The sequence below is a fragment of the Roseomonas sp. KE2513 genome (assembly GCF_016107305.1).
GTDB lineage: Bacteria > Pseudomonadota > Alphaproteobacteria > Acetobacterales > Acetobacteraceae > Roseomonas.
Genome location: NZ_RCVR01000016.1, coordinates 19,622 through 43,333, shown reverse-complemented (window position 1 = coordinate 43,333; position 23,712 = coordinate 19,622). Strand labels below are relative to the sequence as shown.

Genomic DNA, 23,712 nt, shown 5'->3' with positions numbered 1-23,712 from the left:
CTTGAGGTCAGTAAAAGAGGGGCGACATCTTCCCGTGCAGGGCGAGGAGATGGGCGGGACCGACGAAGCGGCCATCCCGCTGGACGGTCTGCCCGTCGATCCGCAGGGTCATGTCCTGGACCACGCCGTCCGGATGGTTCTCGCCACCGCCCTCCTCCCACCACGGCAGGCCCATGCCGATGGCGTTGCTGCCTGGAGTGCGGATATCCTCAATGAAGTGGTGGCCGGTGAATCTGGCGGCGGGGTGAAAGCCGAGGGTGAAGTGGATCATCCGCCCGTAGTTACGGCCTGATGCGGCGCGGCGGAGCGAGCGCTCCAGCCGCGGCATGTCCTCGGCCGTGCCACCCTCCAGCGCAGTGATGGCGCCGTCCGAAACCACGGTGATGGGCTTGCGTAACGGGCGGTAGATCTCGTCGAAAAGCGCTGTCAGGACAGTGCGGCCGTGGACGGAACCGTCCACCGGATAGAGGTTCTGCGCCCCGGGCGTGGTGTGCATCCCCGGGTGGTTCGCCACGCGGGAGCGGCGGATCTTCACCTTGTCCAGGCCGAAGCGGATATCGGTGCCCATCGGGCAGGTGACATGCGCCTCCTTCCCGGCGCAGCCGTCGAGGTACTCCACCAGCGCGAGCTGGAAATCCATCAGCGCCTGGAAGTCCACGCCGCCATAAATGCGCGCGAAGCTCCCGGGATCGCCCATGTTCAACAGGCCGTAGCGCACCCGCCCCGCCTTCAGGGCAGCATCATGCATGCGCGAGCCGGCCAGATAGGGGAAGGTGAAGTCCAGCCAGCAATCTGATTCCGCCGCGGCGGCGGCCAGGTTGTCGGGCACGTAGGGATCGGCCAGCCCGCCTTGGAAGGGAAGCCGCGGGATCAGCGCCGTCATCAGCTTTGCCCCGCACCGCGTGACGGCACCGGAGATGGCCGCGGTCACGGCCGGGTCCGTCGCGCTGTCCACGGTGAGCAGGACGCTCTCCCCCTCCGCAACGGCGAAGTGCTCCTCCACCAGCACCCGGCTGGCGCGTTCCAGATGGTGATCGGCGGATGACATGGCGGGGGCTCCTGGTCAGGAAGCGCGGCGCGCGCGCGGGCGGCGCTGGGCACCGGCAAGGGAGGGCGGATAGCTGCGCTCGCTCAGCGGCTTGGCCTGCACGGCCGAGGTGAGCAGGTGCACGAAGGCGGACTCGATGCGGCCAAGCTGCACCTTCGGGTTGGTGATCAGGTGCACGTCGATCGCCGGCGCATCCTCGTAGGGCGGCAGGCGCCAGAGCAGGCCGTCCCGCTCGTCGCGCTCCATCACGTGGATCGGCATGGCGCCGATGCCCATGCCGGCCAGAATCATGCGGCGCACCTCCTCCAGATGGTCGGAGATGCCGACCATCGGCACGGCGAGGTTCGCGCGCTTGTTGAGGGCGCCGATCGTCTGCACCCAGTCGGAGAAGGTGAAGACCCTGAAGGAAACCGCCTTCTCACCCTCCAGGTCCTTCAGGGTCAGCCCCGTCCGACCGAAAAGCCGGTGCAAGGGCCCGCAGAAGAAGCCGAAATGCTCCCGGTACAGGTGCTGGTAGCGCAGGTCCGGGTGCTGGACGCTCGCCAGCCCGATCCCGACCTTCACCGAGCGGTTCAGCGCATCCTCCACGATCTGCGAGGAGGGGCTGATGGAGATGTCCATCGTCACGCGCGGATAGCGGCGGTGGAACTCGGCGATGGTAGTGTCGATCAGGTCGCTGACGATGTGCGAAGCAAGGCGCAGCGAGAAGGTGCCGACGAGGCTATCGCCGCCGCCATCCAGCAGACGCGGCATCTGCGCGATGGTGTTGAAGATCTCCTGGCACTCGCGCAGCAGGATCTGGCCGGGCTCTGTCAGGCGGAAGGAGGTCGCGGTGCGCAGCGCCAGCGTGGCGCCAATCTGCTGCTCCAGCCGCTTCAGCGCGGCCGAGATGGCAGGCTGGCTGCGATGCAGCACGTCGGCCGCGCGGGAGATGCTCCCCTGCTCGGCGATGGTGAGGAACGCGCGCAGGAGGTTCCAGTCCAGCTGATGCGCCAGCGGCCGCGAGACGCGCGAGAGGCTGGCGGCGCGGCTGCGCGGCGGGGTGGGCGGCACGGCGGTCATGGCGGTCATGGCGGGCACTGCGGACAAGCATTCATCAGACTGATGCTCTCATCCCCAATCTCTATTTGATCTATGGTTCCACGCAACGCCAGGATTGTCCATCGACTTGGCCAACGACCTCACAAGGAGCGCGGTGCCCGGCATGCGCGTCTATGTTTCTCCCCGTCAGGCAGCGCACGACCCGCAGAACTTCCTGGTGGCCGGCCGCGTGCGCGCCAACCCGGATGTTCCCGCGCGAATCGACCGGCTGATGAGCGGCATCGCCGAGCAGGGGCACACTATGCTCGAGCCGCCCGACAGCGGCGAACTCTACATCCGCCGCGTGCACACGCCCGACTACGTGGACTTCCTGCGCACGGCGCATGAGCGCTGGGCGACGAACCCGAATGCGGGGCCGGAGGTGGTGCCCAACGCGCATCCGCGGCGCGCCCGCGGCCCCTATCCGCGCAGTGTGGTCGGGCAGGCCGGCTATCACCTCTCGGATCTCGCCTGCCCCATCGGACCGCAGACCTGGGACGCGGTGCTGTGGAACGCGCATTCGGCTGCGGCCGCCGCCCTGGCCGTCCGTCACGGCGCCGAGCGGGAGGCCTATGCGCTGTGTCGCCCGCCCGGGCACCATTCGGGTCCGGATTATGCCGGCGGCTTCTGCTACCTCAACAACGCCGCCGCGGCCGCCGAGATCCTGCGAGACCGCTGGGACCGCGTGAGCATCCTCGACATCGATGTGCATCACGGCAACGGCACGCAGGACATCTTCCTGGAGCGCGGCGACGTGCAGTTCGTCTCCCTTCACGGCGACCCCGCCGAGTTCTACCCCTTCTTCTGGGGATACGCGGAGGAGGCGGGAACCGGCGCCGGCACGGACGCGACGGTGAATTTCCCCTTGCCGCGCGGCGCGGGCGATGACGAATATATTCGCGCGCTGGATGCGGCGCTGGACCGCATCCGCGCCTACGGGCCGGGCGCCCTGGTCGTCTCACTCGGGCTGGACGCCTTCGTGAACGATCCGCTCGCCTTCCTGGGACTGTCCACGGATGGCTTCGCGCGGATCGCGGCGAGAATCGCGGCGCTGGACCTACCCACGGTGCTGGTGCAGGAGGGCGGCTACATGTGCGACGACCTCGGCCGGAACCTAGCGGCCTTCCTGGGCTCCTTCCAGTCCGGCCGCACCGCCCAGCCCGTGAGCGCCTGAGAACCGGAGGAACCCATGCCCGACACCCAGATTCCCCTCCCCGACCCGAGCTATGCGGAGACCTTCCGGCCGGTCACCCAGGCCACCCACGCGCCGGGAGGGCTCTATAGCGACCCCGCCATCCTGCAGCGGGAGATTCAGAACATCTTCCTCAAGGACTGGCTGATGCTCGCCCGGTCCGAGGAGATCGAGAACCCCGGCGACTTCCGCAGCTTCCGAATTGGCAAGGAGCCGCTGCTGATCGTGCGGGACAAGGAGGGCAAGGCGCGCGCCTATGCCAACCTGTGCCTGCACCGCGGCGTGGAGATCGCGAAGGGCACGGGCAACCAGCGCGCCTTCGTCTGCCCCTATCACGGCTGGAGCTACGGCCTGGACGGGCGACTGATCGGCGCGAGCTGGATGCAGGACAGCGAGGGCTTCGACCGGCGCGACTGCCGGCTGAAGGAGTATCAGCTGAACGAATGGCACGGCTGGATCTTCGTCTCCATGGCGGCGGAACCGATGCCTTTCGCGGAGTACATCCAGGACTTCGAGGAGAAGTTCGGCTGGATCGGCATGGGCGGCCTCTATGTCGGCCTGCGCACGGAGACGAAGCTGAACTGCAACTGGAAGTTGATGGTCGAGAACTTCATCGACTTCTACCACCTGAAGATCCTGCACAAGGACACGATCGGCCGCTTCCTCTCCACGCCGGACGCGGCCTACGACCTGCGCCCGCGCGGCCAGGTCTATATCGACGAGTACGACGCGGGCCCGCTCTCCAAGGATGGCAAGAGCTTCGCCAAGCGGATCCCCTCCATGGAGGAAAAGGGGGAGCGCTACTCCCGCACCGGCGTGTTGCCGCCCAACGTGAACGCCTTCCTGCGGCCGGACTACATGACCTTCTACACATCCTGGCCGGTGGACGTGAACACGATGGTCCTCGTCGGCTACGCGCTCTGGCCGCGCGAGGTGATGATGGGGCCGGACAAGGAGCGGATCGTCACGGAGTTCCAGGGCATGCTGAACAAGGTGCTGGAGGAGGACTTCGAGATGGTCGAGAGCCTCCAGAACGCCGCCGGCGCCGAGGCCTTCGTGCCGGGCCGCATGTCGCGCCTGGAACGCGGCTTGCAGCACTTCGTGAAGCACAGCATCCAGCGCGTCGCCTGACGGCGAAACGCGTGAGACGGAGGACCGGGAGATGACGGGGTTCGAAGCGTTCGGCCGGCGCGGCCTGTTCGGGGTGGGTGCGGCAGGATTGCTCGCGGCGGGACTTCCGGCCACCGCCCGCGCGCAGGCCACGCCGAAGCGCGGTGGCAAGCTGCGCATCGGCATCGTGGGGCAGACGGCGAACACGCTGGACCACACCTCGCCCATCTTCGCCTCGCCGAACGAGCGGGTGGTGAACTACACGCTGTTCAACACGCTGGTGGAAATCGATCCCACCGGCAAGGCGATCCCGGAACTGGCCGAGAGCTGGGAGATCGGGCCGGGCGCCAAGCGCTGGGTCTTCAATCTCCGCAAGGGCGTCACCTTCCACAACGGGAAGGAGATGACGGCGGACGACGTCGTCTTCTCCCTCCGCCGCCACAATGCCGAAGGATCCAAGTCCGGCGCGCTGGCGCTGATGCGCGACCTGGAGGCGATCAACAAGACCGACAAGTACCAGATCGAGATCATCCACAAGACCGGCTCGCTCGACATCCACTACCTGATGTCGGACTACCACTTCGCCATCGTGCCGGACGGTGACAACTCCCATAAGGGCATGGGCACGGGCCCTTACGTGCTGCAGACCTGGGAACCCGGCGTGCGCTTCCGCGGCACGCGGAACGCGAATTACTGGAAATCCGGCCGGGCGCATGTGGACGAGGTCGAGATCACCGTCGTCAACGACGACGCTGCCCGCGTATCCGCCCTGCGCGCCGGCGAGGTGGACATCATCAACCGCCTGGACCCGCGCACGGTGCGGCTGGTGGAAGCGGCAGCGGACCTGAAGGCGAACATCGCCAAGGGCTACGGCTTCTACACGGTAAACATGCGCACGGATATCGCGCCCTTCAACAACCCCGACTTGCGCATGGCCTTCAAGCTGGCCACCAACCGCAAGGAGCTGCTGGACCGCATCCTGCGCGGCTACGGCTCCCTCGGCAACGACCATCCGATCGCGGAGGCCCTGCCCTTCCACGCCAGCCTGCCGCAGCGCGAGATGGACCTGGACAAGGCAAGGTTCCACTTCCAGAAGTCCGGCTTCAGCGGCACCATTCCGCTGCACACCTCCACCGCGGTTTTCTCCTCCGCCATCGACATGGCCGTGCTGATGCAGGCTCAGGCGCAGAAGATCGGGATGAACATCAGCGTGGAGCGCCAGCCGCCCGATGGCTACTGGGGCAACATCTGGCTGAAGGAGCCCTTCCACATGTCCTACTGGACGGGCCGCATCACCACCGACATCATGCTGAGCACGGGTTACGCTTCCAACTCCGTCTGGAACGAGGGGCACTGGAAGAACCCGCGTTTCGACGAGCTGCTGGTGCGCGCCCGCACGGAGTTCGACGAGGCGAAGCGCGCCGCGCTCTACGCCGAGTGCCAATCCTTGCTGCGCGACGACGGCGGGGTGATGATCCCGCTCTTCAACAGCTTCATCGACGGCGCGAAGAAGAGCCTCGGCGGCGACCTGACCGCGCCGAACATGGAGATGGCGGGCGGCCGCATCGCGGAGCGCTGCTGGCTGGGCTGATGGTCTTGCTCAGAAAGGGGCGGAGGGTCTCCTCCTCCGCCATCCGCCGCGAAGGGAACAGGGCATGACGCTTTCGCGGCTGATCGCACGGCGCACCATCGAGGGGATCGCGACCCTTGCGGTGATCGCCGTGCTGCTCTTCGGGGGCGTGGAGCTCATCCCTGGCGATCCCGCCCGCACAATCCTGGGGCAGAGCGTCACGGAGGAGGCAGTGCGGAACCTCCGCGTCGCGCTGCGCCTGGACCAGCCGGTGCACGAGCGCTTCCTCAGCTGGGTGGAGGCCGCGGCGCAGGGCGACCTCGGCACCTCCATCCTCAACGGCCGCCCCGTGGCACCGGACTTCGCCTGGCGGGCGAAGAACACGCTTTTCCTGGCCGGCTATGCGGCGGCCATGTCCATCCCGCTCTCCATCATGCTCGGCCTGTTAGCGGCGCTTTACCGGGATCGGCTGCTGGACCGGGCCATCTCCCTCGGCTCGCTCGCCACCATCTCCTTCCCGGAGTTCTTCGTGGGCTACGTGCTGCTCACGGTCTTCGCGCTGAACCTCGGCTGGTTCCCCGTCCTCTCCTCCGTCACGCCGGAGATGGGGCTGGCGGAACGGCTGAGCCGCTGCTTCCTGCCGGCGGTGACGCTGAGCTGCCTCATCGGGGCCTATGTCCTGCGGATCACGCGCGCCGCGGTCGTCTCCATCCTCTCTCGCCCCTATATCGAGATGGCGGAGCTGAAGGGCGCATCGCGCACCGCCATCGTGCTGCGCCACGCGCTGGTGAACGCGGTTGGGCCGATCGCGAATGTGGTGGCGCTGGCCCTCGCCTACATGGTCGTCGGCATCGTGGTGACGGAGGTGGTCTTCACCTATCCCGGCCTCGGCCAGTGGATGGTGGACTCGGTCGCCAAGCACGACATGAACGTCATCCTCGTCTGCGGCCTTGCCTTCGGCGCCACCTATGTCGGGCTGAACGTGCTGGCCGATATCGCGGCCGCCCTGGCCAGCCCGCGCCTGAGGCACCCGCGATGATCCTCGCCCTGCGGCTCTCCTTCCGGCAATGGCCGGTGGTGCTCTCCTTCGCCGTGCTGGCCTTCGTGGTGCTGCTCGTCCTCGCCGGCCCCGGGATCGTGCCGGCGGAGGTGCGGGAGCTCGCGGGCGATCCTTGGGAGCCCTTCGGGGCCGAGCACCTGCTGGGCACGGACCAGCTGGGACGCGACCTTCTGGCGCGGATGTTGGAAGGCGGGCGCCTCACCCTCTTCCTCGCCTCCGCGGTGGCCGTGCTCTCCTTCGTGGTGGGGTTGGCCTTCGGCCTCCTCGCCGCCTTCCTCGGCGGCCTGATGGATACGGTGCTGTCGCGGCTGATGGACATCATCATGGCGCTGCCGCCGCTGATCCTGGCCATCCTCGTGATCGCCCTGCTCGGCAACTCCATGCCGGTGCTGGTCGGCGTCCTGGTGGTGTTCGAGGCCCCGCGCGTCTTCCGCCTCGCCCGCGCGCTCGCCATGGAGATCATGACCGAGGATTTCGTCACCGCCGCCCGCCTGCGCGGCGAGGGCATCGGGTGGATCCTGGCGAGGGAAATCGCGCCCAACGCCGTCGTCCCGCTGGTGGCGGAACTGGCGATGCGCTTCGTCTTCGCCCTGCTCTTCCTCTCCTCCCTCTCCTTCCTCGGGCTCGGCGTGCCGCCGCCCCAGGCCGATTGGGGCGGCATGGCGAGGGAGAATGCGCCGGCCCTCGGCTTCGGCCTGCCCGCGCCCATCGTGCCGGCCGCGGCCATCGCGGCGGTGGCGCTGGCGGTGAACCAGATCGCGGACTGGCTGGTGGCCGCCTCCGGCCGCCGCGCCGCGCGGAGGGGCTGACCGGATGACCGAGCCGCTTCTCCGCATCCGCGACCTCTGCATCCAGGCCGCCGGGAAGCGCGGCGTGACGGAGCTGCTGCGAGGCATCAGCCTGGACCTTCACGCCGGGGAGGTGCTGGGGCTGATCGGCGAGTCCGGCGCCGGCAAGTCCACGATCGGCCTCGCGGCCATGGGCCATATTCGCCCGGGCTGCCAAGCCGTGCGCGGCCAGGTGCTGTTCCAGGGGCAAGACCTGCTGCGCGCCTCCGCCCGCGCGCTGCGGGGGGTGCGGGGCGGCGGCATCGCCTATGTCGCGCAATCCGCAGCGGCGGCCTTCAATCCCTCCTTCACCCTCGGCGCGCAGATCGACGAGGTGCTGCGCCGCTTCGACAGCCGCGGCCCCGCCCAGCGCCGTCAGCGCATCATCGAGCTGATGGGGCGCCTGGGCCTACCCGACCCAGCCGGCTTCTACGACCGCTACCCGCACCAGGTCTCCGGCGGGCAGCTCCAGCGGGCTATGACGGCGATGGCCCTCGCACCCCGTCCGAAGATCATCGTCTTCGACGAGCCGACCACGGCGCTGGACGTCACCACCCAGCTCGGCGTGCTCGCCGCCATTCGGCAGGCCATCCGGCAAGAGCAGGCGGCGGCCCTCTACATCAGCCACGACCTGGCCATCGTGTCCCAGGTCGCGGGCCGCATCATGGTGCTGCGCGGCGGCGCGCTGGTGGAGGAGGGGCCGGCGCGCGAGGTGGTGGAGCGCCCGCGCGAGGCCTATACCCGCAGCCTGCTGCAGGTGGGCACCCAGCCGGCCTCCCCGCGCGATCCTTCGCCGGCGCCGCCCCTCCTGACCGTGCGCGGGATGAGGGCGGGCTTCGGCCCCTTCCGCGTGCTGCACGACATCGACCTGACCGTGCGCAAGGGCCGCACCCTCGCGGTGGTGGGGGAGTCCGGCAGCGGCAAGTCCACCCTCGCCCGGGTGATCGCCGGGCTTCATGCGGCCGAGGACGGGCAGGTGGTCTTCGCCGGCCAACCCCTGCCACGCGCGCTGAAGCAGCGCAGCCGGGACCTGCTGCGCCGCGTCCAGATGGTGTTCCAGTCGGCCGACACGGCGCTGAACCCCAGCCAGACGGTTGGCGACATCATCGGCCGCCCGATCAGGTTCTACTTCAACCCGCCGCGCGCCGAGGTGGGGCAGCGCGTCGCCGCCCTGCTGGAGGCAGTGGAGCTTGCCCCCGAACTGGCGGACCGCCGCCCCATGGCCCTCTCCGGCGGGCAGCGGCAGCGCGTTGCCATCGCCCGCGCCCTGGCGGCCGAGCCGGACCTGATCCTCTGCGACGAGGTGACCTCCGCGCTCGACCCGCTGGTGGGCGAGGGAGTCCTGAAGCTGCTCGACCGGCTGCGGCGGGAGCGCGGCGTCTCCTACCTTTTCATCACGCACGACCTGGGCGTGGTGCGGAGCATCGCGGACGATATCGTCGTGATGGAGCGCGGCCGCATCATTGAATCCGGCAGCCGGGACGAGGTGCTGGCGCCCCCCTGGCACCCGACCACGGAGATCCTCCTCGCTTCCCAGCCCAGCACGGCGGCGGGATGGCTGGACCGCGCCCTGGAGCGACGGAACCGGCTTCTGGCCGGCGATCCCAATCCCGAGGCAGCCATCGCCCCCCCGCCCCTGGCGGCAAACCTCGTCACGCCCTGACGGTGGAGGCGGATTTCATCGTCGTCGGCGCCGGCTCGGCGGGCTGCGTGCTCGCCAACCGCCTCTCGGCCGATCCGCGCCACCGCGTGCTGCTGCTGGAGGCCGGGCCGCGCGGCCGCGACCCTTGGCTGCACATCCCCGTCGGCTATTTCCGCAACGCCTATCACCCCCGCTACAACTGGTCATACGAGACGGAGCCGGTACCGGGGCTGGGCGGGCGCCGCGTGGCCTGGCCGCGGGGCCGGGTGCTCGGCGGCTCCTCGGCCATCAACGGGCTGATCCATGTTCGCGGCGCCCGGCATGATTTCGACGGCTGGGCCGCGCTCGGCCATCGCGGCTGGTCCTACCGGGACGTCCTGCCCTTCTTCCGCCGCGCCGAGCACCAGGAGCGGGGTGAGGACGAGTTCCACGGCGTCGGCGGCCCGCTTTCCGTCTCCAACATCCGCATGCCGCACCCGCTCTACGACGCCTTCATCGGCAGCGCCCTCGCCCTGGGCTTCCCGCGCAACGACGACTTCAGCGGCGCGACGCAGGAGGGCGCCGGCGCCTACCAGCTCGCGGTGGGCGGCTACCGGCGCGCCAGCACGGCCAATGCCTATCTGCGCCCCGTGCTGCGGCGGCGGAACCTGCGCGTGGAGACCGGCGCGCTCGTGACCCGCGTGGTGCTCGAAGGAAATCGCGCCGTCGGCGTCGAGGTCCTGCGCGGGACGGAGAGGCAGGTGCTCCGCGCCCGGCGGGAGGTGATCCTGGCCGGCGGCGCGATCAACTCGCCGCAGCTCCTGCAGCGCTCCGGCATCGGTCCCGGTGCCGTCCTGCGGGACGTGGGCCTCGACGTGGTGCAAGACCTGCCTGTGGGCGAGAACCTGCAGGACCACCTGACCGCCCGCGTGGCCTACCGTGCCCGGCAGGCGAATACGATGAACGAGACCTTCCACTCCTGGCCGCGCCGCGCCTGGGCGGGCCTGCAATATCTCGCGCGCCGCGGGCCGTTGATGATGGGCGGCGGGCCGGTGGGCCTTTTCGCCCGCACCCGGCCCGACCTGCCCATGCCGGACGTGCAGTACCACTTCCTCGCGCTCAGCCTCGAAGCGCCGGGCCGCCCGCCCCACCCCTTCCCCGGCTGCACGATCGCCGCCGTGCCCTCTTATCCCGAGAGCCGCGGCTGGGTGCGGATCCGCTCGCCCGATCCGCAGGCGGCGCCGGCCATCCAGCCCGACTATCTCTCCACTGAAAGCGACCGCGCGACGATGGTGGCCGGGCTGCGCCTGGCACGCCGTCTGTTCAGGACCAGCCCCCTGAGCGATGCCGTTGCGGAGGAGCTACTGCCCGGCCCGGGTACGGAAACGGACGAAGCCTGGCTGGAGCATGCGCGGCTCCGCGGCGGCACGGGCGCGCATCCCTGCGGCACCTGCGCCATGGGCCCCGTGGTGGACGACGTGTTGCGGGTCCGGGGCATGGAGGGGCTGCGCGTGGTCGACGCCTCGGTGATGCCGCGCATCCCCTCCGGCAACATCAACGCCACGGTCATCATGATCGGGGAGAAGGGCAGTGACCTCATTCTGCAGGACGCGCGCTGAGGGAGGGCCGCTGGACACAAATGTTCCCTCCTGCCTGCGCCTATGCGTTGCCTCGAGAAGAGCTGCTCCTGTCCATCGTTCTTCGCGTTGAACCACTCCGCATGGCCGAGGAACCCCCGGCCAGGAAATGCTTAAGAAGGAAGACCCAGGATCCGGCGAAGCTCCGGCGCGGTCACCGCCTGCCCGTAGCCCCGCGCGCCCATTGCGAAATCGGACGCCCGGGAAAGCGGGCCCACGACGACCGGATCGAAACCGGCATCCCGCACCAGCGCCGCGGCGGTCTCGAGCGCGGCCGCGTCGTCGCCCGCGATGGGAATGGCGATCGGCGCCCCTGCCCGATGCGCCCCTTCCGCCAGCACGCGAGAGCCCAGTGTGTTGAAGGCCCGCACCACCCGTGCCCCCGGCAGATGCTCCGCCGAGGCCAGCCCAATGCCGCGCTCGATGGCCGCCTGCCCGACTGCCCCGTCGCGCGTCACCACCGCGTTGCAGGCGTCCAGCACCACCTTGCCCCGCAAGGCGCCGCCCAGCTCCTGCCCGACCTGCGGAAGCGCGCCATAGGGCACGGCCACCAGCAGGGCCTCGCCGAAAGCGGCCGCCTCGGCCGGCGTGCCCGCCCTGGCATTGGGGCCCGCGGCTTCCACCAGCTCCTTCAACCGCTCCGGATGACGAGAGGAGAAGAGGACCGAATGTCCGGCCTTCGCCAGGAGCGTGCCGACCGTTCCACCCAGCCGTCCCGATCCGATGATGCCGATGCGGGCGCCCGCCGCTGGCTGCGCGGTCGCTGCCCGCCCACGCGGCAGGAGCAGCGCCGCGCCCGCCAGGATGAAAACCGAGCGGCGCGCGATCCGGACTTCACTGATGGGCATGAGCATCTCCGCAGCCGATTTGATCGGCTCAGGAGGCTATGCCCGCGATGGTCCGTGGAGAAGGATCATCCGTCCGGATCACAACCTCGCTTGGGAAGGCTTCCAATGGGGGATGAAAGCATCACCCCCACCGACGCCGAACCGCTCCGCGATGAACACTCCATCACAGCGCAGGCGCGGGGCCGGCTGCTGCCTATTTCAGGTGCTGAGCGAGGTACTTGTTCATCTCGAACATCGTTACCTTATCCTTGCCGAACACCTTCTGCAGATTGTCGTCGGCCAGGATCTCGCGGCCATCCTTCGGGTTCTGGAGCTTGTTCTCCTTAATATAGGCCCAGACCTTGCTGACCGCCTCGCCGCGGGCGAGCTTCTCCTCGCCCACCACGGCCGCCAGTTCCGCGGACGGCTGGAGCGGCTGCTGAAGCGCGTTCGGCTTGTGGCCCTTGGCCGGCTTGGCGACCTTCTTGGCCTTCACCGGCTCGGCATCCCCGGATGCCTTCTCGGACGTCTTTGACGCTGCTTTCGTGGCCATCGTTGTACTCCTGGGCGCTATGGCCGATGCCATCCGTAAGTCGGACATCGGCATGGTGGAAAAAGCAACGGTGGTTCGCATCAGCAGTTGCCGCACCATGCTGGTGGCGTGCCGGACGAGGACGTTGGCAGGACGCATCCTTGGACACCCAGGAGCAAACCTTTCACCGCAGGGCGCCTTCTGGTCTCTCCGCCCCGCATATTTGGCTGCGAGGGTCGAACAAAGGGGCAGGGCTGAAACATGACGGGATCAGCACTGATCGCGGGCGTCAGCGGCATTGTGGGCAACAACCTGGCCCGACGCCTGCTCGGCCAGGGCTGGGAGGTCAGCGGCCTCGCGCGGCGCCCGCCGGGCGACATCGAAGGGCTGCGCCCCGTCGCGGCCGACCTGCTGAACCCTGCCGGGCTCCAGGCCGCGCTGCGCGACCAGCGCCCGAGCCACGTTTTCATCACCACCTGGCTGCGCCAGCCCACGGAGGCGGAGAATATCCGGGTTAATGCCGCCATGGTGCGCAACCTGCTGGACGCGCTGCAACCCGGCGGCACCGTTCGGCACGTCGCGCTGGTCACCGGCCTGAAGCACTATCTCGGCCCCTTCGAGAACTACGGAAAGGGCAGCCTGCCCGCCACGCCCTTCCGCGAGGAGCAGCCGCGGCTGGATGTCGAAAACTTTTACTACGCCCAGGAGGACGAGGTTTTCGCCGCGGCAGCGCGGGACGGCTTCGGCTGGAGCGTGCACCGGCCCCACACCATCATCGGCTACGCCCTCGGCAATGCCATGAACATGGGCGTCACCCTCGCGGCCTATGCCACGCTCTGCCGGGAGACCGGCCGCCCCTTCCTCTTCCCTGGTTCCGCCGCGCAGTGGAACGGGCTGACCGATATGACCGACGCCCGCCTGCTGGCCCGCCAGCTCGAATGGGCCGCGACCACCCCGGCCGCGCGGAACCAGGCCTTCAACGTGGTGAACGGCGACGTGTTCCGATGGAGCTGGATGTGGGGGCGTCTCGCCAGCTGGTTCGGCCTGCAGCCCGCGCCCTTCCCTGGCCAGGGGACGCCACTCGAGCAGCAGCTGGCCGATGCCGGCCCGCTCTGGCGCGAGATCGCGGAGCGCTACCACCTCGCCGAGCCCGACCTGAACCGCCTGGCCTCCGCCTGGCACACCGATGCCGATCTGGGCCGCCCGATCGAGGTCGTCACCGACATGAGCAAGAGCCGTAAGCTCGGCTTCCTCGCCTACCAGGCGACGGAGGACTCCTTCTTCGACCTGTTCACAACGCTGCGGGAGGCCCGGATCATCCCCTGATGGTCCTGCCTGGGGCGTTGGGAGGGACAGCCGATGGCCCCACGCCCGAACGTTGGGCTCAGCCCCGGTTCAGCGGCTCCAGCCCCGTCCGCTCCAGCGCCGGCGCGGCCTCGGGCGAGGCGAGGAAGCGGATGAGGGCGCGCGCCGCCTCGGGTTCCCGCGCCTTCGCGGGAATCGCCGCGCAGAAGATAGTCGGTAGCTGCACCGGCTCCGGGATCGTTCCGACATAGGTGGCGCCCTCGACGAAGAGGATCTCGCTCACCTGCTGGAACCCGATCTCGGCATCGCCGCGCGCCACGACGCTCGCGACGCGCTCGGAAAGGATGCGCCGCGACTTCGGCATGACCTGCTCATGGATGCCGAGGCGCCGGTACATCTCGTTCTCGATATAAACCCCACTCGCGCTCGCCGAATAGGCGATGGAGGAGGCGTTCAGCAGCACCTGCCGGAAGTCGTCCACGGAGGAGATATCGGGCTTCGGCGCCCCGGCGCGGACGCACATGCCGATCAGGCTCCGCGCGATGTCCACCCGGCTATCGGGCATGATGAGGCCCCGCGCCACCAGCGGCTCCAGCCCGCCGCTCGCGAGCAGCAGCACGTCGGCGGGCTCGCCACGCCCGAGGCGCTGCGGAATGGCATCCGGCGCCGCGCCCATGGAGGAGGCCTGGACGCTGACGAGGCTATGGCCGGTCTGCTGCTGAAACGCCGGGACGAGCGTGAGATAGGCAGCATTGAGCCCGCCGGAGCTGAAGACCACCAGCTCCGCCGCGGCGGCGCGCCGGGCGAGGAAGGGGAAGGCCGCAGCGCCGAGAAGCAGCGCGCGGCGGCCCCTTCCTGCCGGGGCCATCGGGCCTGCACGATCCCGCTCCTGCGACGGATTCCGCATCATGGACATTTTCCTCAGACAGCCTGTGGCGGCCGGTCGGGCTGTTTATGGCCCGAGAATGCGACCCCCTTCGGAGACATGCCAGCCCCAATCGACGCGCTGCAGGTCGCCCGGATAGCGCAGAATGCGTTCTTACGGATCGGCCCGCTCTCGCCCCGGAACGAGGTCCGTGCGCGCTCGTTAAGCGGACATGACAGACAGTTCATGGCTTCCGAACCCTTATATCCTCGCCCTCACCGGCTTCGGCTTCCTCATCGCTCTCGTGGCCTGGCTTCCCCTTGTTCTGAAGCGTTTGCCGCTCTCCCTGCCGATCGTCTGCATCGCGCTCGGTGCCGGCCTGTTCTCCCTCCCGCAGGTGACGATCCGCCCGGTGCCGCTCGACTACCCGGAGATCACCGAACGCCTCACCGAATTCGTCGTGATCATCGCCCTCATGGGCGCAGGCCTGAAGCTCGACCGCATTTTCGATTTGCGAAGCTGGGCTGTCACCTGGCGATTGCTCGGCATCACCATGCCCCTCGGCATTCTCGCGATCGCCCTTCTCCTTGGCTGGGGGATGGGCCTGCCCTGGGCGGTGGCCATCCTGCTGGCGGCCAGCCTTGCCCCCACCGATCCCGTGCTCGCCGCCGACGTGCAGGTGGGCCCGCCCAGGAGCGGGGAGGAGGACGAGGTGCGCTTCGGCCTCACCTCGGAGGCCGGGCTTAATGACGGGCTCGCCTTCCCCTTCGTCCATCTCGCCATCGCGCTCGCCGCGGTCGCGGGTACGGAGAAAACCTGGTTCGTCGAATGGTTCAGCTACCGCGTGCTATGGGAGGTCGGTGCCGGCGTGGTGGCCGGATGGCTGATCGGGCGCGCCTTCGGCTGGTTGACCTTCCATGTCCCGGCCGAGACCAAGCTGGCCAAGACTGGTGATGGGCTGATCGCCCTGTCCGCCACGCTTGTTTCCTACGGGCTGACGGAGATCATTCACTGCTACGGCTTCCTGGCCGTGTTCGTGACGGCCGTCGCGTTCCGGCACGCCCACCGCGAGCACGACTTCCAGGTGCAGATGCACGAGATCACCGAGCAGATCGAGCGCATCGCCATGATGGTCCTGCTGCTGCTCTTCGGCGGGGCGCTAGTCAGCGGTCTCCTCTCTCCCGTCACCTGGGCCGATGCCGGGATCGCGGCCGTCATCCTGCTGGTCATACGTCCGGTGACAGGCCTGATCGGACTCTCCGGCTTCAAGGCGGACATGGGCGAGAAGCTGACCCTCGCCTTCTTCGGCATCCGCGGCGTCGGCTCCTTCTACTATCTCGCCTATGGCCTCAACCACATGGAGGCGCCCGGCGCTGAACGGCTATGGGGGCTGGTGGGCCTCATCGTCCTGATGTCGGTCCTCCTGCACGGGCTGACCGTCACCCCGATCATGCGCCTCCTCGATCGCCATCATGGCCGCGACCCGGATGCCGAGGAGGTGGCGGCTTCGGCCCGCCCGCACGGCATGGGGCAATCGGACGAACAGGCGGAGGGCGAGGCCGGCAGGCTAATTGCCCGCGGGTGATCGCCCCCGACGCCAGACCATCATCCGAAGCGGCGTTCAGCACCCAGGGGCTACTGGTTGGGAAGGCCGAAGCACCCGCCTCAGTCCCCGGCAAAGACCAGCGGCAAAAAGGGCCGGACGCCCGAGCGCCCGGCCCCGTCATGTCGGCCGTGAGGGGCGGCGTGCCGCCCCTCGGCAGGGTTCAGGCCGGCAGGTCGGCCGTCGCACGGCGGCGGCGCACGAGCCCCATGCCGAGCAGCCCCACGCCGAACAGGACAAGCGAGGCGGGCTCGGGCACGGCGACCGCGAGCTGGTCGTGCGCGATCTGCTGCAGGGCGAGCGCCTGGCTTGTGGTGAAGCCAAGGTCCCGCGCGACATACTCGTTCGCCCCGAGGCTCAGCGGATCCAGGCCGGTAATGCTGCCGAAGAACATCAGCGCCTCGAGGTAATAGCCGTAGGGGCTGGCGTGGTAGCTGTCGGGCGCCCAGAGGTTCACCAGCCCAGCCATGATCCCATCATAGGGATTGGGATCCGCGAAACCCGTCCGGATCGCCCGGTCCCAGGCCGCGCCGACGGGAATCACGCCGTCGATCAGGGCCGAGTTCGCATCGGCCGCGCGGTAACCGGCCTCGACGTCCCGCTGCATCGCGCTGATGTCCTGGCCGTACCAGGCCCCCGTGGGCAGGTAGGTCTGGTCGGCGCGGGACCAGGTGGCGTCCAGCAGGATGTTGACGTTCGGGTTCTGCGCCGTGAACGTGTTCGCCAGCAGCGCGGAGTACTGGATCAGCGTCGCGGGATTGCCCGGGCGGGCGGAATCGAGCGTGCTGTAGCTCTGGAGAACGACATTGTCCCAGGGCTGGTTAATGAGGCCGAGGCGGTTGTTGTAGTGGTAGTCGAGGCCAGTACCGCCCTGGGTCTCGAGGCTGACGGTATAGTCGAGCCCTGCCTGAACCGTGAAAGCCTTGAACAGCGCGGGCACGCCGCCGATGCCGGTGCCGACCAGGTCGGTCACGGTGTTGGGCCGGTAGTTCCGCACGGTCGGCGGCCCGCCGGCCGGGTCGCCATAGGTGAAGCTGTTACCAACGAAGAGGATGGTTTCCGCTGAGGCGGACGCGCAGGGCAGCGCCAGGGCAAAGGTCAGCGCAGCCACAGCCTTCATCGGCCCGAATCTCAAGCAAGCAACGGTCATTGTTTCCTCCTGGCTGCGAGCCGGCCAAGTGTCAGAAAAGGCCGCGTTCGCCAGCGAAGCCGGAAACGCAATTCCCATGCCCAATGACGGTGACCTGCCTTTCCAACTACTTCTACGATATTGCGAAGACGAAACACGTTATCTGTAAAGTTTGTCAACAACTCAGGGTTGAACCGTCATGTATTGATGTGTCTTCGGCATTATTGCAGAATTTATTCGTTGATGTTTCGATAAGTCAGCTCAGCCGACCTGCTCGACACGAACAAGCAAGAGATCTAATTTGTGCGAATTGCGCATTTTAATGCGCACAGCGCACGCATAGGCGGAATATGCAGCCGTATCTCGACACCTGTGCCGACGTCATGGTCTGTGGCGGCGGCATGGCCGGCACGGTCGCGGCGGTCGCCGCCTCAAGGGCCGGAGCCCGGGTTCTGCTCGTGGAGCGCTGGGGCTTCCTCGGCGGCAGCGCGACGGCGGCGGCGGTGGGGCAATTCGTCGGCTGGGAAACCGCCGCCGGCCGGCAGGTCATCCAGGGCCTTGCTGAGGAGGTGGTCGGGCGCCTCGAGCGGCACGGCGGCTCAGGCGGCCACACCCGCTTTACCATGTCCACCGGCCATCAGATGGACCAGGTCTCCTACGACCCTGAAAGGCTGAAACTCGTCCTCGATGAAATAACGGCCGAGGCCGGCGTACGCCCTCTCTTCCATGCCACGGTCCTCGACGTGGCCAGGCAGGGATCCGCCATCGCGAGCGTGACGGTGCTCACGAAGGCGGGCCCGCTCGCGATCCGGCCAGGTTTCGTCATTGATGCCTCGGGCGATCTCGATGTCCTGGCGCGCGCGGGCGCGGCCTTCCTGCCGCTGGAGCCGGACGAGGCGCCGCAGCCCGCCACCATGATGTTCCGCTTCGGACCGATCGACTTCGACCGCTTCGGCGCCCTTGGACCCGCCGAGCTGAAGGACCTCTGCACCCGGGGGGTCGAGAGCGGCGCGCTGGCGCGGGCGGCCCTGCACCAGAGCCGCATCCCCGGCACCAATGACGGCTGGTTCAACATCAGCCGGGTCAACCTCGACGCGACGGATCCCTTCCAGCTCTCGGCCGGAGAGATGGAGGGGCGCCGGCAGGCCTTCGCGGCCGCCGATTTCCTGGCGGCCCATGTGCCGGGCTGCGAGGGCGGAAGGCTGGTCGCCCTGGCGGCGCAGCTCGGCATCCGGGAATCACGGCGCGTGCGCGGCGACTTCGTGCTGACTCCGGAGGATCTTCGCGCGGAGCGGCGCTTCCCGGATGCGGTCGCGGTCGGGGCCTATCCGATGGACATCCATCCGGCGAAGGGCACCGGTTTGCACTTCGAGACCCTCGGCGGCGACAAGAGCTACGAGATTCCCTACCGCTGCCTCGTGCCGACCGGGCTCGACAACGCCCTCGTCGCCGGGCGCGGCATCTCCGCCAGCCACGGCGCCCATGCCTCGACGCGCGTGATGCCCACCACCATGGCGATCGGCCAGGCCGCCGGCACCGCCGCCGCCCTCGCCTGTGCCGGCAATGGTGGCGCGCGGCAGGTGGACCCGGCCGCCCTGCGCGAACGCCTGCGGCGCGACGGCGCCTACCTGCCGGCCTGAGACCGGCTTCACGGAGACGGAGGATAACGATGAACAAGCCCAGCCAATCCGCCCTCGGGCGCCGGTCGCTGCTCTCCACGGGCCTCGCGCTGCTCGCTGCTTCTCCCGCCGCCCGCGCGCAGTCGGGCGCGGCCTGGCCGAGCCGCCCTATCAGGATCATCGTGCCCTTCGCGGCAGGCGGGCCGGCGGACGGCCTGGCCCGCATGCTCGGCGAGCAGGTGCTCGGGCCGAAGCTGGGCCAGCCGGTCGTGGTCGAGAACCGGGCCGGCGCCGGCGGCGTCATCGGCGTGGCCGCGGCGGCCGGGGCGAACGACCCCCACACCCTCCTGTTCGGCAGCATCAGCATGACCATCGTGCCGCACCTGCAGGCCCAGCCCGTGGGCTACGACGTCGTGCGGGACTTCACGCCGCTCGCGCAGATCGCCTCGACGCCCTTCCTCCTTGTCGTGCCATCCGGCTCTCGGTTCACGGACGTGGCCGCGCTCGTCGCGGCGGCGAAGACGCGGCCGAAGGGCCTGTCGGCGGCGAACAGCGGCTACGGCACGCTGTCCCACATGACGGCGGAGCTGTTCAACCAGGGTGCCGGCGTGGAGCTGGAACCGGTGGTCTATCGCGGCGAAGGCGTGCTGATGCCGGACCTGCTCGGCGGGCAGGTGGATCTCGGCTTCCTCACCCTCTCCTCCGTGCTGCCGCATCTGCGAGCCGGCACGCTGCGGGCGCTCGCGGTGGCCGGGGCAGCGCGGTTGCCGGAACTGCCGGAGGTTCCCACCCTGGCGGAGGCGGGCTTCCCCGGCATCGAGGTGGACGGCTGGCAGGCGATGTTCGCGCCCCGCAGCGTACCGCCGGCCGCCGCCGCGCGGCTCTCGGCCATCCTGGCGGAAGCGATGGCCGATCCCGCCATCCGCGCCCGCATCACGGGCTTCGGCGCCGTGCCGGCCAGCCGGTCCAACGCGGATTTCGCGACGATGGTGCCCGAGGAGTTCCGCCGCTGGGGGGTGCTGGTGAAGGAGCGGAACATTCGTGTCGACTGAGGCCGCGGGCGAGGAGATCCGGAGCCGGGGCTTCGTGACGTCCTTCGCGCGCGGGCTGGACGTCATCGGCGCCTTCGGTCCGGGCGCGGGCCGGCTGACGCTGTCCGAGGTCGCGTCGCGCGCCGGGCTCGACCGCGCGGTCGCGAGGCGGCTGCTGATGACCCTGGTGGAACTCGGCTTCGCCGAGAGCCAGGGGCGCCGCTTCGCCCTAACGCCGCAGGTGCTTCGCCTGGCTCAGGCCTATCTGGGCGGCGCCGGGCTGGACCGCCGGATGCAGCCCGCGCTGGAGGCGCTGGCCAACCGCCTCGGCGAGAGCGTCTCGCTCAGCGTGCTGGACTGGCCGGACATCGTGAACGTCGCCCGGGCCGAGGCGGCCGACCGGCCCTTCCGCCATGCCCTGGCGGTTTCGGCCCGGATGCCCGCGCACGCCACCGCGTCCGGGCGCGTGCTGATGGCCGCCCTGTCCTCCGATGCCGCGCGGGCCCATCTCGCGGCGCCGCTGCCCCGCTACACCCCGCACACAGTCACGGAGCCGGACGCCCTGATGCGTGCCGTGGCGGCGTGCCGGGACGCCGGCTTCGCCGTGCTCGACGGCGAGCTGGAGGAGGGCTTCGCCTCGGCGGCCGTGCCGGTGGCAGATGCCACGGGGCGCGTCGTTGCGGCGCTCGCGACCAGCAGCCACGCCGGTCGCCGTGATGCCGTCGCCCTTCGCGCAGAGGTGGTGCCGGCGATGCTGGCGACAGCGCGGGAAATCTCCGCGCTTCTCGTCTGACCGATCTGGCCGCGGTCCGGGATGCGTCGTGCAGCGCCCCGCAGAGAATGTGGTCGAGCGCCCGTGCCTCTGCTTCAGCCCGCGCGAACGGGCACGCTCATCTCCGCCGGGGAGCAGGGCGGCACCGCCGCTAGCCCGCCGCGCCCAGGATGGCCTTCACCTCAAGGTATTCCTCGAACCCGAAAACCCCGAACTCGCGCCCGTTGCCGGATTGCTTGTATCCGCCGAACGGCAGGCTGCGATCGAACGCGGCGCCGTTGATGTAGACGCGCCCTGCCCGGATCCGGTTGGCGATGGCGCGCGCGTGTGCGGGGTCGCGGGACTGCACGAAGCCCGCGAGACCGAAGGGCGTGTCGTTGGCCATCTCGACCGCCTCATCCTCGCTGTCGTAGTTCATGATGGACAGCACGGGGCCGAAGATTTCCTCCCGGGCGATCCGCATCCCCGGCGTCACGTCGCCGAAGACGGTCGGGCGAACGTAGTATCCGTGGTTGAGCTCCGCCGGCCGTCCTGGTCCGCCGACCACCAGGGTCGCCCCTTCGTCGATCGCCGACTGGATGAAGTCCTGCACCTTCTCGAACTGCGCCCCGCTTACCAGCGGCCCCATCGTGCAGGCGGGATCGAGAGGGTCGCCGAGGCGGACGGCGGCGGCAGCCTCGCGCGCCGCCTCGAACGCCGCCTCGCGCTGCGCCCGCGGGATGAGCATGCGCGTGGGAGACTGGCAGTTCTGGCCGGCATTCGTGTAGCTGGCATGGACGCCCTCGATCACGGCGCCCCTCAGCTCGGCATCGGGGAGGATAATGTTGGCTGACTTGCCGCCCAGCTCCTGCGCCACGCGCTTGACCGTATCCGCTGCCAGCTTCGCCACCCGCACGCCCGCCGCCGTTGACCCCGTGAAGGACACCATGTCGATCCCGGGATGGGCGGCGATCGCCTCGCCCACCGTCGGCCCGTCGCCGTTCACGAGGTTGAAGACGCCGGCAGGGACACCGGCCTCGTGGACAATCTCCGCGAAGAGCATGGCGCTGAGCGGCGCGACCTCGCTCGGCTTCAGGACGACGGTGCAGCCGGTCGCGAGCGCGGGGGCAACCTTGGAGCCCACCTGGTTCAGCGGCCAGTTCCAGGGCGTGATCAGCCCGCAGACGCCGATCGGCTCACGGCGGATGATCCCGTTCCCCATCCGCTCCTCGAACCTGTAGCGTTCGAGCACCCGCACCGCTTCCTCGAAATGGAAGAGCGCGACGGTCGCCTGCCGCTCGGTCGCGAAGGTGATGGGGGCGCCCATCTCAAGGGTCATCGTGCGCGCGAGCTCCGGCAGGCGCGCCCGGAACCCCTCGACGATCCGCCGGAGAAGGCGCAGGCGCTCCTCCACGCTCGTCGCGGCATAGGCGGGAAAGGCCCGGCGCGCGGCCGCGACAGCCCGGTCCACGTCCGGCGCGGAGCCGAGGCTGATCCGGGCGAAGACCTCCTCGGTCGCGGGGTTGACCACCCCCAGGGTCGCGGGCGTGGTCGGCTCCACCCAGGCGCCGTCGATGTAGAATTTCAGCCGTTCCATGGCGCCCTTGCCCCCAGAGGTGCCTGCCCTATCCGGGGCAGCGGGTGCACGCGGCCGCCCGCGCGACCGATGTCGCCCCTGGCGGTTCCCTCGACGTTCCCGGCGCCGAGGCTAGCCGAAGCGGCCGGCGCGTCGAGCCGGGAGTGGCCGCATTCCGGATCCCGGAATTCCCGTACAATGGCGCAGCGCGCGCGATCGATCCGGTTAGGATGCCCGCAACAAGCGGCGGAGCCCCAGCGCCGCGAGGGAGGACACCATGAAGGCATGCGTCACTCGTCGGGCCGCGCTCGCCATCGGCACGGCCGGGCTCTGGACGGCGCCCAGGCCCGGCTGGGCCCAGGCCTGGCCGTCGCGCCCCGTCACCATGGTCCTGCCCTTCTCCGCCGGCGGGGGCACCGACCTGCTGGCGCGCGCGCTCGCTCAATACTTGAGCGAGGCGCTGGGCCAACAATTCGTCGTCGACAACCGGGCCGGCGCGGGCGGGAACATCGGCGCGGCCGCCGTCGCCAGGGCCGCGCCCGACGGCAACACGATCCTGTTCGGCACGCCGGGGCCGTTGGCGAACAACAAGCTGATCTACAAGAGCCTGTCCTTCGATCCCGAGCAGGCCTTCGCGCCGGTCGTCCTGATCGCCAAGTCTCCCTTGATCGTCGCGGCCAAGACGTCGCTGCCGGTCAGGGATATTAGGGAGCTGGTAGTCCATGCGCGGGCGAACCCCGGCAAGCTCACGGTGGGCGTCCCGGGCAACGGAACCCTCGGCCACATCACCGCCCTTCTGCTGGAGAAGGAACTCGGGATCAGCCTGACGAGCGTGCCGTACCGCGGCACCGCACAGGTGGTGAACGACCTCGTAGGCGGGCAGATCGACCTCGCGATGGACTTCCTGCCCTCCTACGTGCCGGTGGTGCAGGATGGGAAAGCCCGCGCCCTTGCCGTCACCACTGCCCAGCGGTCAGGCGACCTGCCGGAGGTCGAGACCGTCCAGGAGGCCGGGTTCCGCGGGTTCGAGGCCTCCGCCTGGTACGCCCTCGCGGCACCGGCCGGAACGCCGGGCGAGATCATCGGCAAGCTCAACACGGCCACCAACGCCTTCCTGCGGAGCCCTAAGGGACAGGAAGCGCTCGTCAAGCTGAGCATGCAGGGCGTTGGCGGCTCCCCGGCCGACCTGAGGGCATTCATCGTCTCCGAGCTGCAGAAGTGGGGCCCGGTGCTGAAGGAGGCCGACATTTCCATGTGACCCGCGCGGCACCGGCGGCGAAGCGGGAGCGGCATGGTCAGAGGCGGGCGCCGTTGCCGCGCTGTTCCGTT

20 protein-coding genes are annotated in these 23,712 nt (G+C 69.3%); 13 read left to right on the top strand and 7 right to left on the bottom strand.

Annotation, left to right across the window (positions count from 1 at the left end):
* Window positions 1-7 precede the first annotated feature (7 nt).
* Entirely contained in the window at window positions 8-1,048 is a 1,041-nt protein-coding gene (locus D9599_RS16855; RefSeq protein ID WP_198382446.1) for a hypothetical protein, read from the bottom strand.
* 15 nt (window positions 1,049-1,063) lie between these two features.
* The gene (locus D9599_RS16850; RefSeq protein ID WP_198382445.1) at window positions 1,064-2,119 is read right to left on the bottom strand and encodes a LysR family transcriptional regulator; all 1,056 of its coding nucleotides are present in this window, start codon (window positions 2,117-2,119) and stop codon (window positions 1,064-1,066) included.
* A 97-nt stretch (window positions 2,120-2,216) separates the two neighbouring features.
* Here D9599_RS16850 and D9599_RS16845 point away from each other — a divergent pair, with 97 nt between their 5' ends.
* The 7 genes from D9599_RS16845 (at window position 2,217) to D9599_RS16815 (ending at window position 11,127) form a co-directional block, all read left to right on the top strand.
* Window positions 2,217-3,302 (top strand): histone deacetylase family protein, encoded by a 1,086-nt coding sequence (locus tag D9599_RS16845; RefSeq protein ID WP_232480603.1) that lies wholly within the window; start codon window positions 2,217-2,219, stop codon window positions 3,300-3,302.
* Window positions 3,303-3,317: 15 nt separating this feature from the next.
* Window positions 3,318-4,451, top strand: a complete 1,134-nt coding sequence (locus tag D9599_RS16840) for an aromatic ring-hydroxylating dioxygenase subunit alpha (protein WP_198382444.1) — start codon at window positions 3,318-3,320, stop codon at window positions 4,449-4,451.
* Between the two features lie 31 nt (window positions 4,452-4,482).
* On the top strand, window positions 4,483-6,021 hold the full coding sequence (locus D9599_RS16835; protein WP_198382443.1) for an ABC transporter substrate-binding protein: 1,539 nt from the start codon (window positions 4,483-4,485) through the stop codon (window positions 6,019-6,021).
* Window positions 6,022-6,085: 64 nt separating this feature from the next.
* The gene (locus tag D9599_RS16830; protein WP_198382442.1) at window positions 6,086-7,039 is read left to right on the top strand and encodes an ABC transporter permease; all 954 of its coding nucleotides are present in this window, start codon (window positions 6,086-6,088) and stop codon (window positions 7,037-7,039) included.
* Complete coding sequence (locus D9599_RS16825) at window positions 7,036-7,869, top strand: ABC transporter permease (protein WP_198382441.1); 834 nt, start codon at window positions 7,036-7,038, stop codon at window positions 7,867-7,869. The genes D9599_RS16830 and D9599_RS16825 overlap by 4 nt, the downstream gene beginning before the upstream one ends.
* A gap of 4 nt (window positions 7,870-7,873) precedes the next feature.
* Window positions 7,874-9,550, top strand: coding sequence for an ABC transporter ATP-binding protein (locus D9599_RS16820; RefSeq protein ID WP_198382440.1), 1,677 nt, complete (start codon window positions 7,874-7,876; stop codon window positions 9,548-9,550).
* A gap of 2 nt (window positions 9,551-9,552) precedes the next feature.
* Window positions 9,553-11,127 carry a GMC family oxidoreductase N-terminal domain-containing protein gene (locus tag D9599_RS16815; protein ID WP_309228648.1) on the top strand — a complete coding sequence of 525 codons (1,575 nt, stop codon included), beginning with the start codon at window positions 9,553-9,555 and terminating at the stop codon, window positions 11,125-11,127.
* 131 nt (window positions 11,128-11,258) lie between these two features.
* On the opposite strand, the gene D9599_RS16810 is transcribed toward D9599_RS16815, so the two are convergent.
* Window positions 11,259-11,993 carry an NADPH-dependent F420 reductase gene (locus D9599_RS16810; RefSeq protein WP_198382438.1) on the bottom strand — a complete coding sequence of 245 codons (735 nt, stop codon included), beginning with the start codon at window positions 11,991-11,993 and terminating at the stop codon, window positions 11,259-11,261.
* Between the two features lie 193 nt (window positions 11,994-12,186).
* On the bottom strand, window positions 12,187-12,525 hold the full coding sequence (locus D9599_RS16805; protein ID WP_043830006.1) for an SWIB/MDM2 domain-containing protein: 339 nt from the start codon (window positions 12,523-12,525) through the stop codon (window positions 12,187-12,189).
* A gap of 240 nt (window positions 12,526-12,765) precedes the next feature.
* On the opposite strand from D9599_RS16805, the gene D9599_RS16800 reads away from it, so the two are divergent.
* A complete protein-coding gene (locus D9599_RS16800) occupies window positions 12,766-13,830 on the top strand; it encodes an SDR family oxidoreductase (protein WP_198382437.1) in 1,065 nt (354 codons plus the stop codon).
* Window positions 13,831-13,888: 58 nt separating this feature from the next.
* Here D9599_RS16800 and D9599_RS16795 read toward each other — a convergent pair whose 3' ends face one another.
* Window positions 13,889-14,719: a substrate-binding domain-containing protein gene (locus D9599_RS16795; protein ID WP_198382436.1), complete on the bottom strand. Its 831-nt coding sequence runs from the start codon at window positions 14,717-14,719 to the stop codon at window positions 13,889-13,891.
* A 187-nt stretch (window positions 14,720-14,906) separates the two neighbouring features.
* Between D9599_RS16795 and D9599_RS16790 the strand changes: the two genes are divergently transcribed.
* Complete coding sequence (locus D9599_RS16790) at window positions 14,907-16,259, top strand: sodium:proton antiporter (protein WP_198382435.1); 1,353 nt, start codon at window positions 14,907-14,909, stop codon at window positions 16,257-16,259.
* 181 nt (window positions 16,260-16,440) lie between these two features.
* On the opposite strand, the gene D9599_RS16785 is transcribed toward D9599_RS16790, so the two are convergent.
* Window positions 16,441-17,427 (bottom strand): DUF4886 domain-containing protein, encoded by a 987-nt coding sequence (locus D9599_RS16785; RefSeq protein WP_232480602.1) that lies wholly within the window; start codon window positions 17,425-17,427, stop codon window positions 16,441-16,443.
* A gap of 329 nt (window positions 17,428-17,756) precedes the next feature.
* Between D9599_RS16785 and D9599_RS16780 the strand changes: the two genes are divergently transcribed.
* From D9599_RS16780 to D9599_RS16770, 3 genes are read left to right on the top strand one after another with little or no spacing between them, the layout of a single operon-like run.
* On the top strand, window positions 17,757-19,046 hold the full coding sequence (locus D9599_RS16780; RefSeq protein ID WP_198382433.1) for an FAD-dependent oxidoreductase: 1,290 nt from the start codon (window positions 17,757-17,759) through the stop codon (window positions 19,044-19,046).
* 29 nt (window positions 19,047-19,075) lie between these two features.
* The gene (locus tag D9599_RS16775) at window positions 19,076-20,077 is read left to right on the top strand and encodes a tripartite tricarboxylate transporter substrate binding protein (RefSeq protein ID WP_198382432.1); all 1,002 of its coding nucleotides are present in this window, start codon (window positions 19,076-19,078) and stop codon (window positions 20,075-20,077) included.
* On the top strand, window positions 20,067-20,849 hold the full coding sequence (locus D9599_RS16770; protein WP_198382431.1) for an IclR family transcriptional regulator C-terminal domain-containing protein: 783 nt from the start codon (window positions 20,067-20,069) through the stop codon (window positions 20,847-20,849). The genes D9599_RS16775 and D9599_RS16770 overlap by 11 nt, the downstream gene beginning before the upstream one ends.
* A gap of 130 nt (window positions 20,850-20,979) precedes the next feature.
* Here the strand turns inward: D9599_RS16770 and D9599_RS16765 are convergent, their stop codons facing one another.
* Window positions 20,980-22,404, bottom strand: a complete 1,425-nt coding sequence (locus D9599_RS16765) for an aldehyde dehydrogenase family protein (protein ID WP_198382430.1) — start codon at window positions 22,402-22,404, stop codon at window positions 20,980-20,982.
* Between the two features lie 256 nt (window positions 22,405-22,660).
* Here D9599_RS16765 and D9599_RS16760 point away from each other — a divergent pair, with 256 nt between their 5' ends.
* Complete coding sequence (locus D9599_RS16760; protein WP_198382429.1) at window positions 22,661-23,641, top strand: tripartite tricarboxylate transporter substrate binding protein; 981 nt, start codon at window positions 22,661-22,663, stop codon at window positions 23,639-23,641.
* Window positions 23,642-23,712 lie beyond the last annotated feature (71 nt).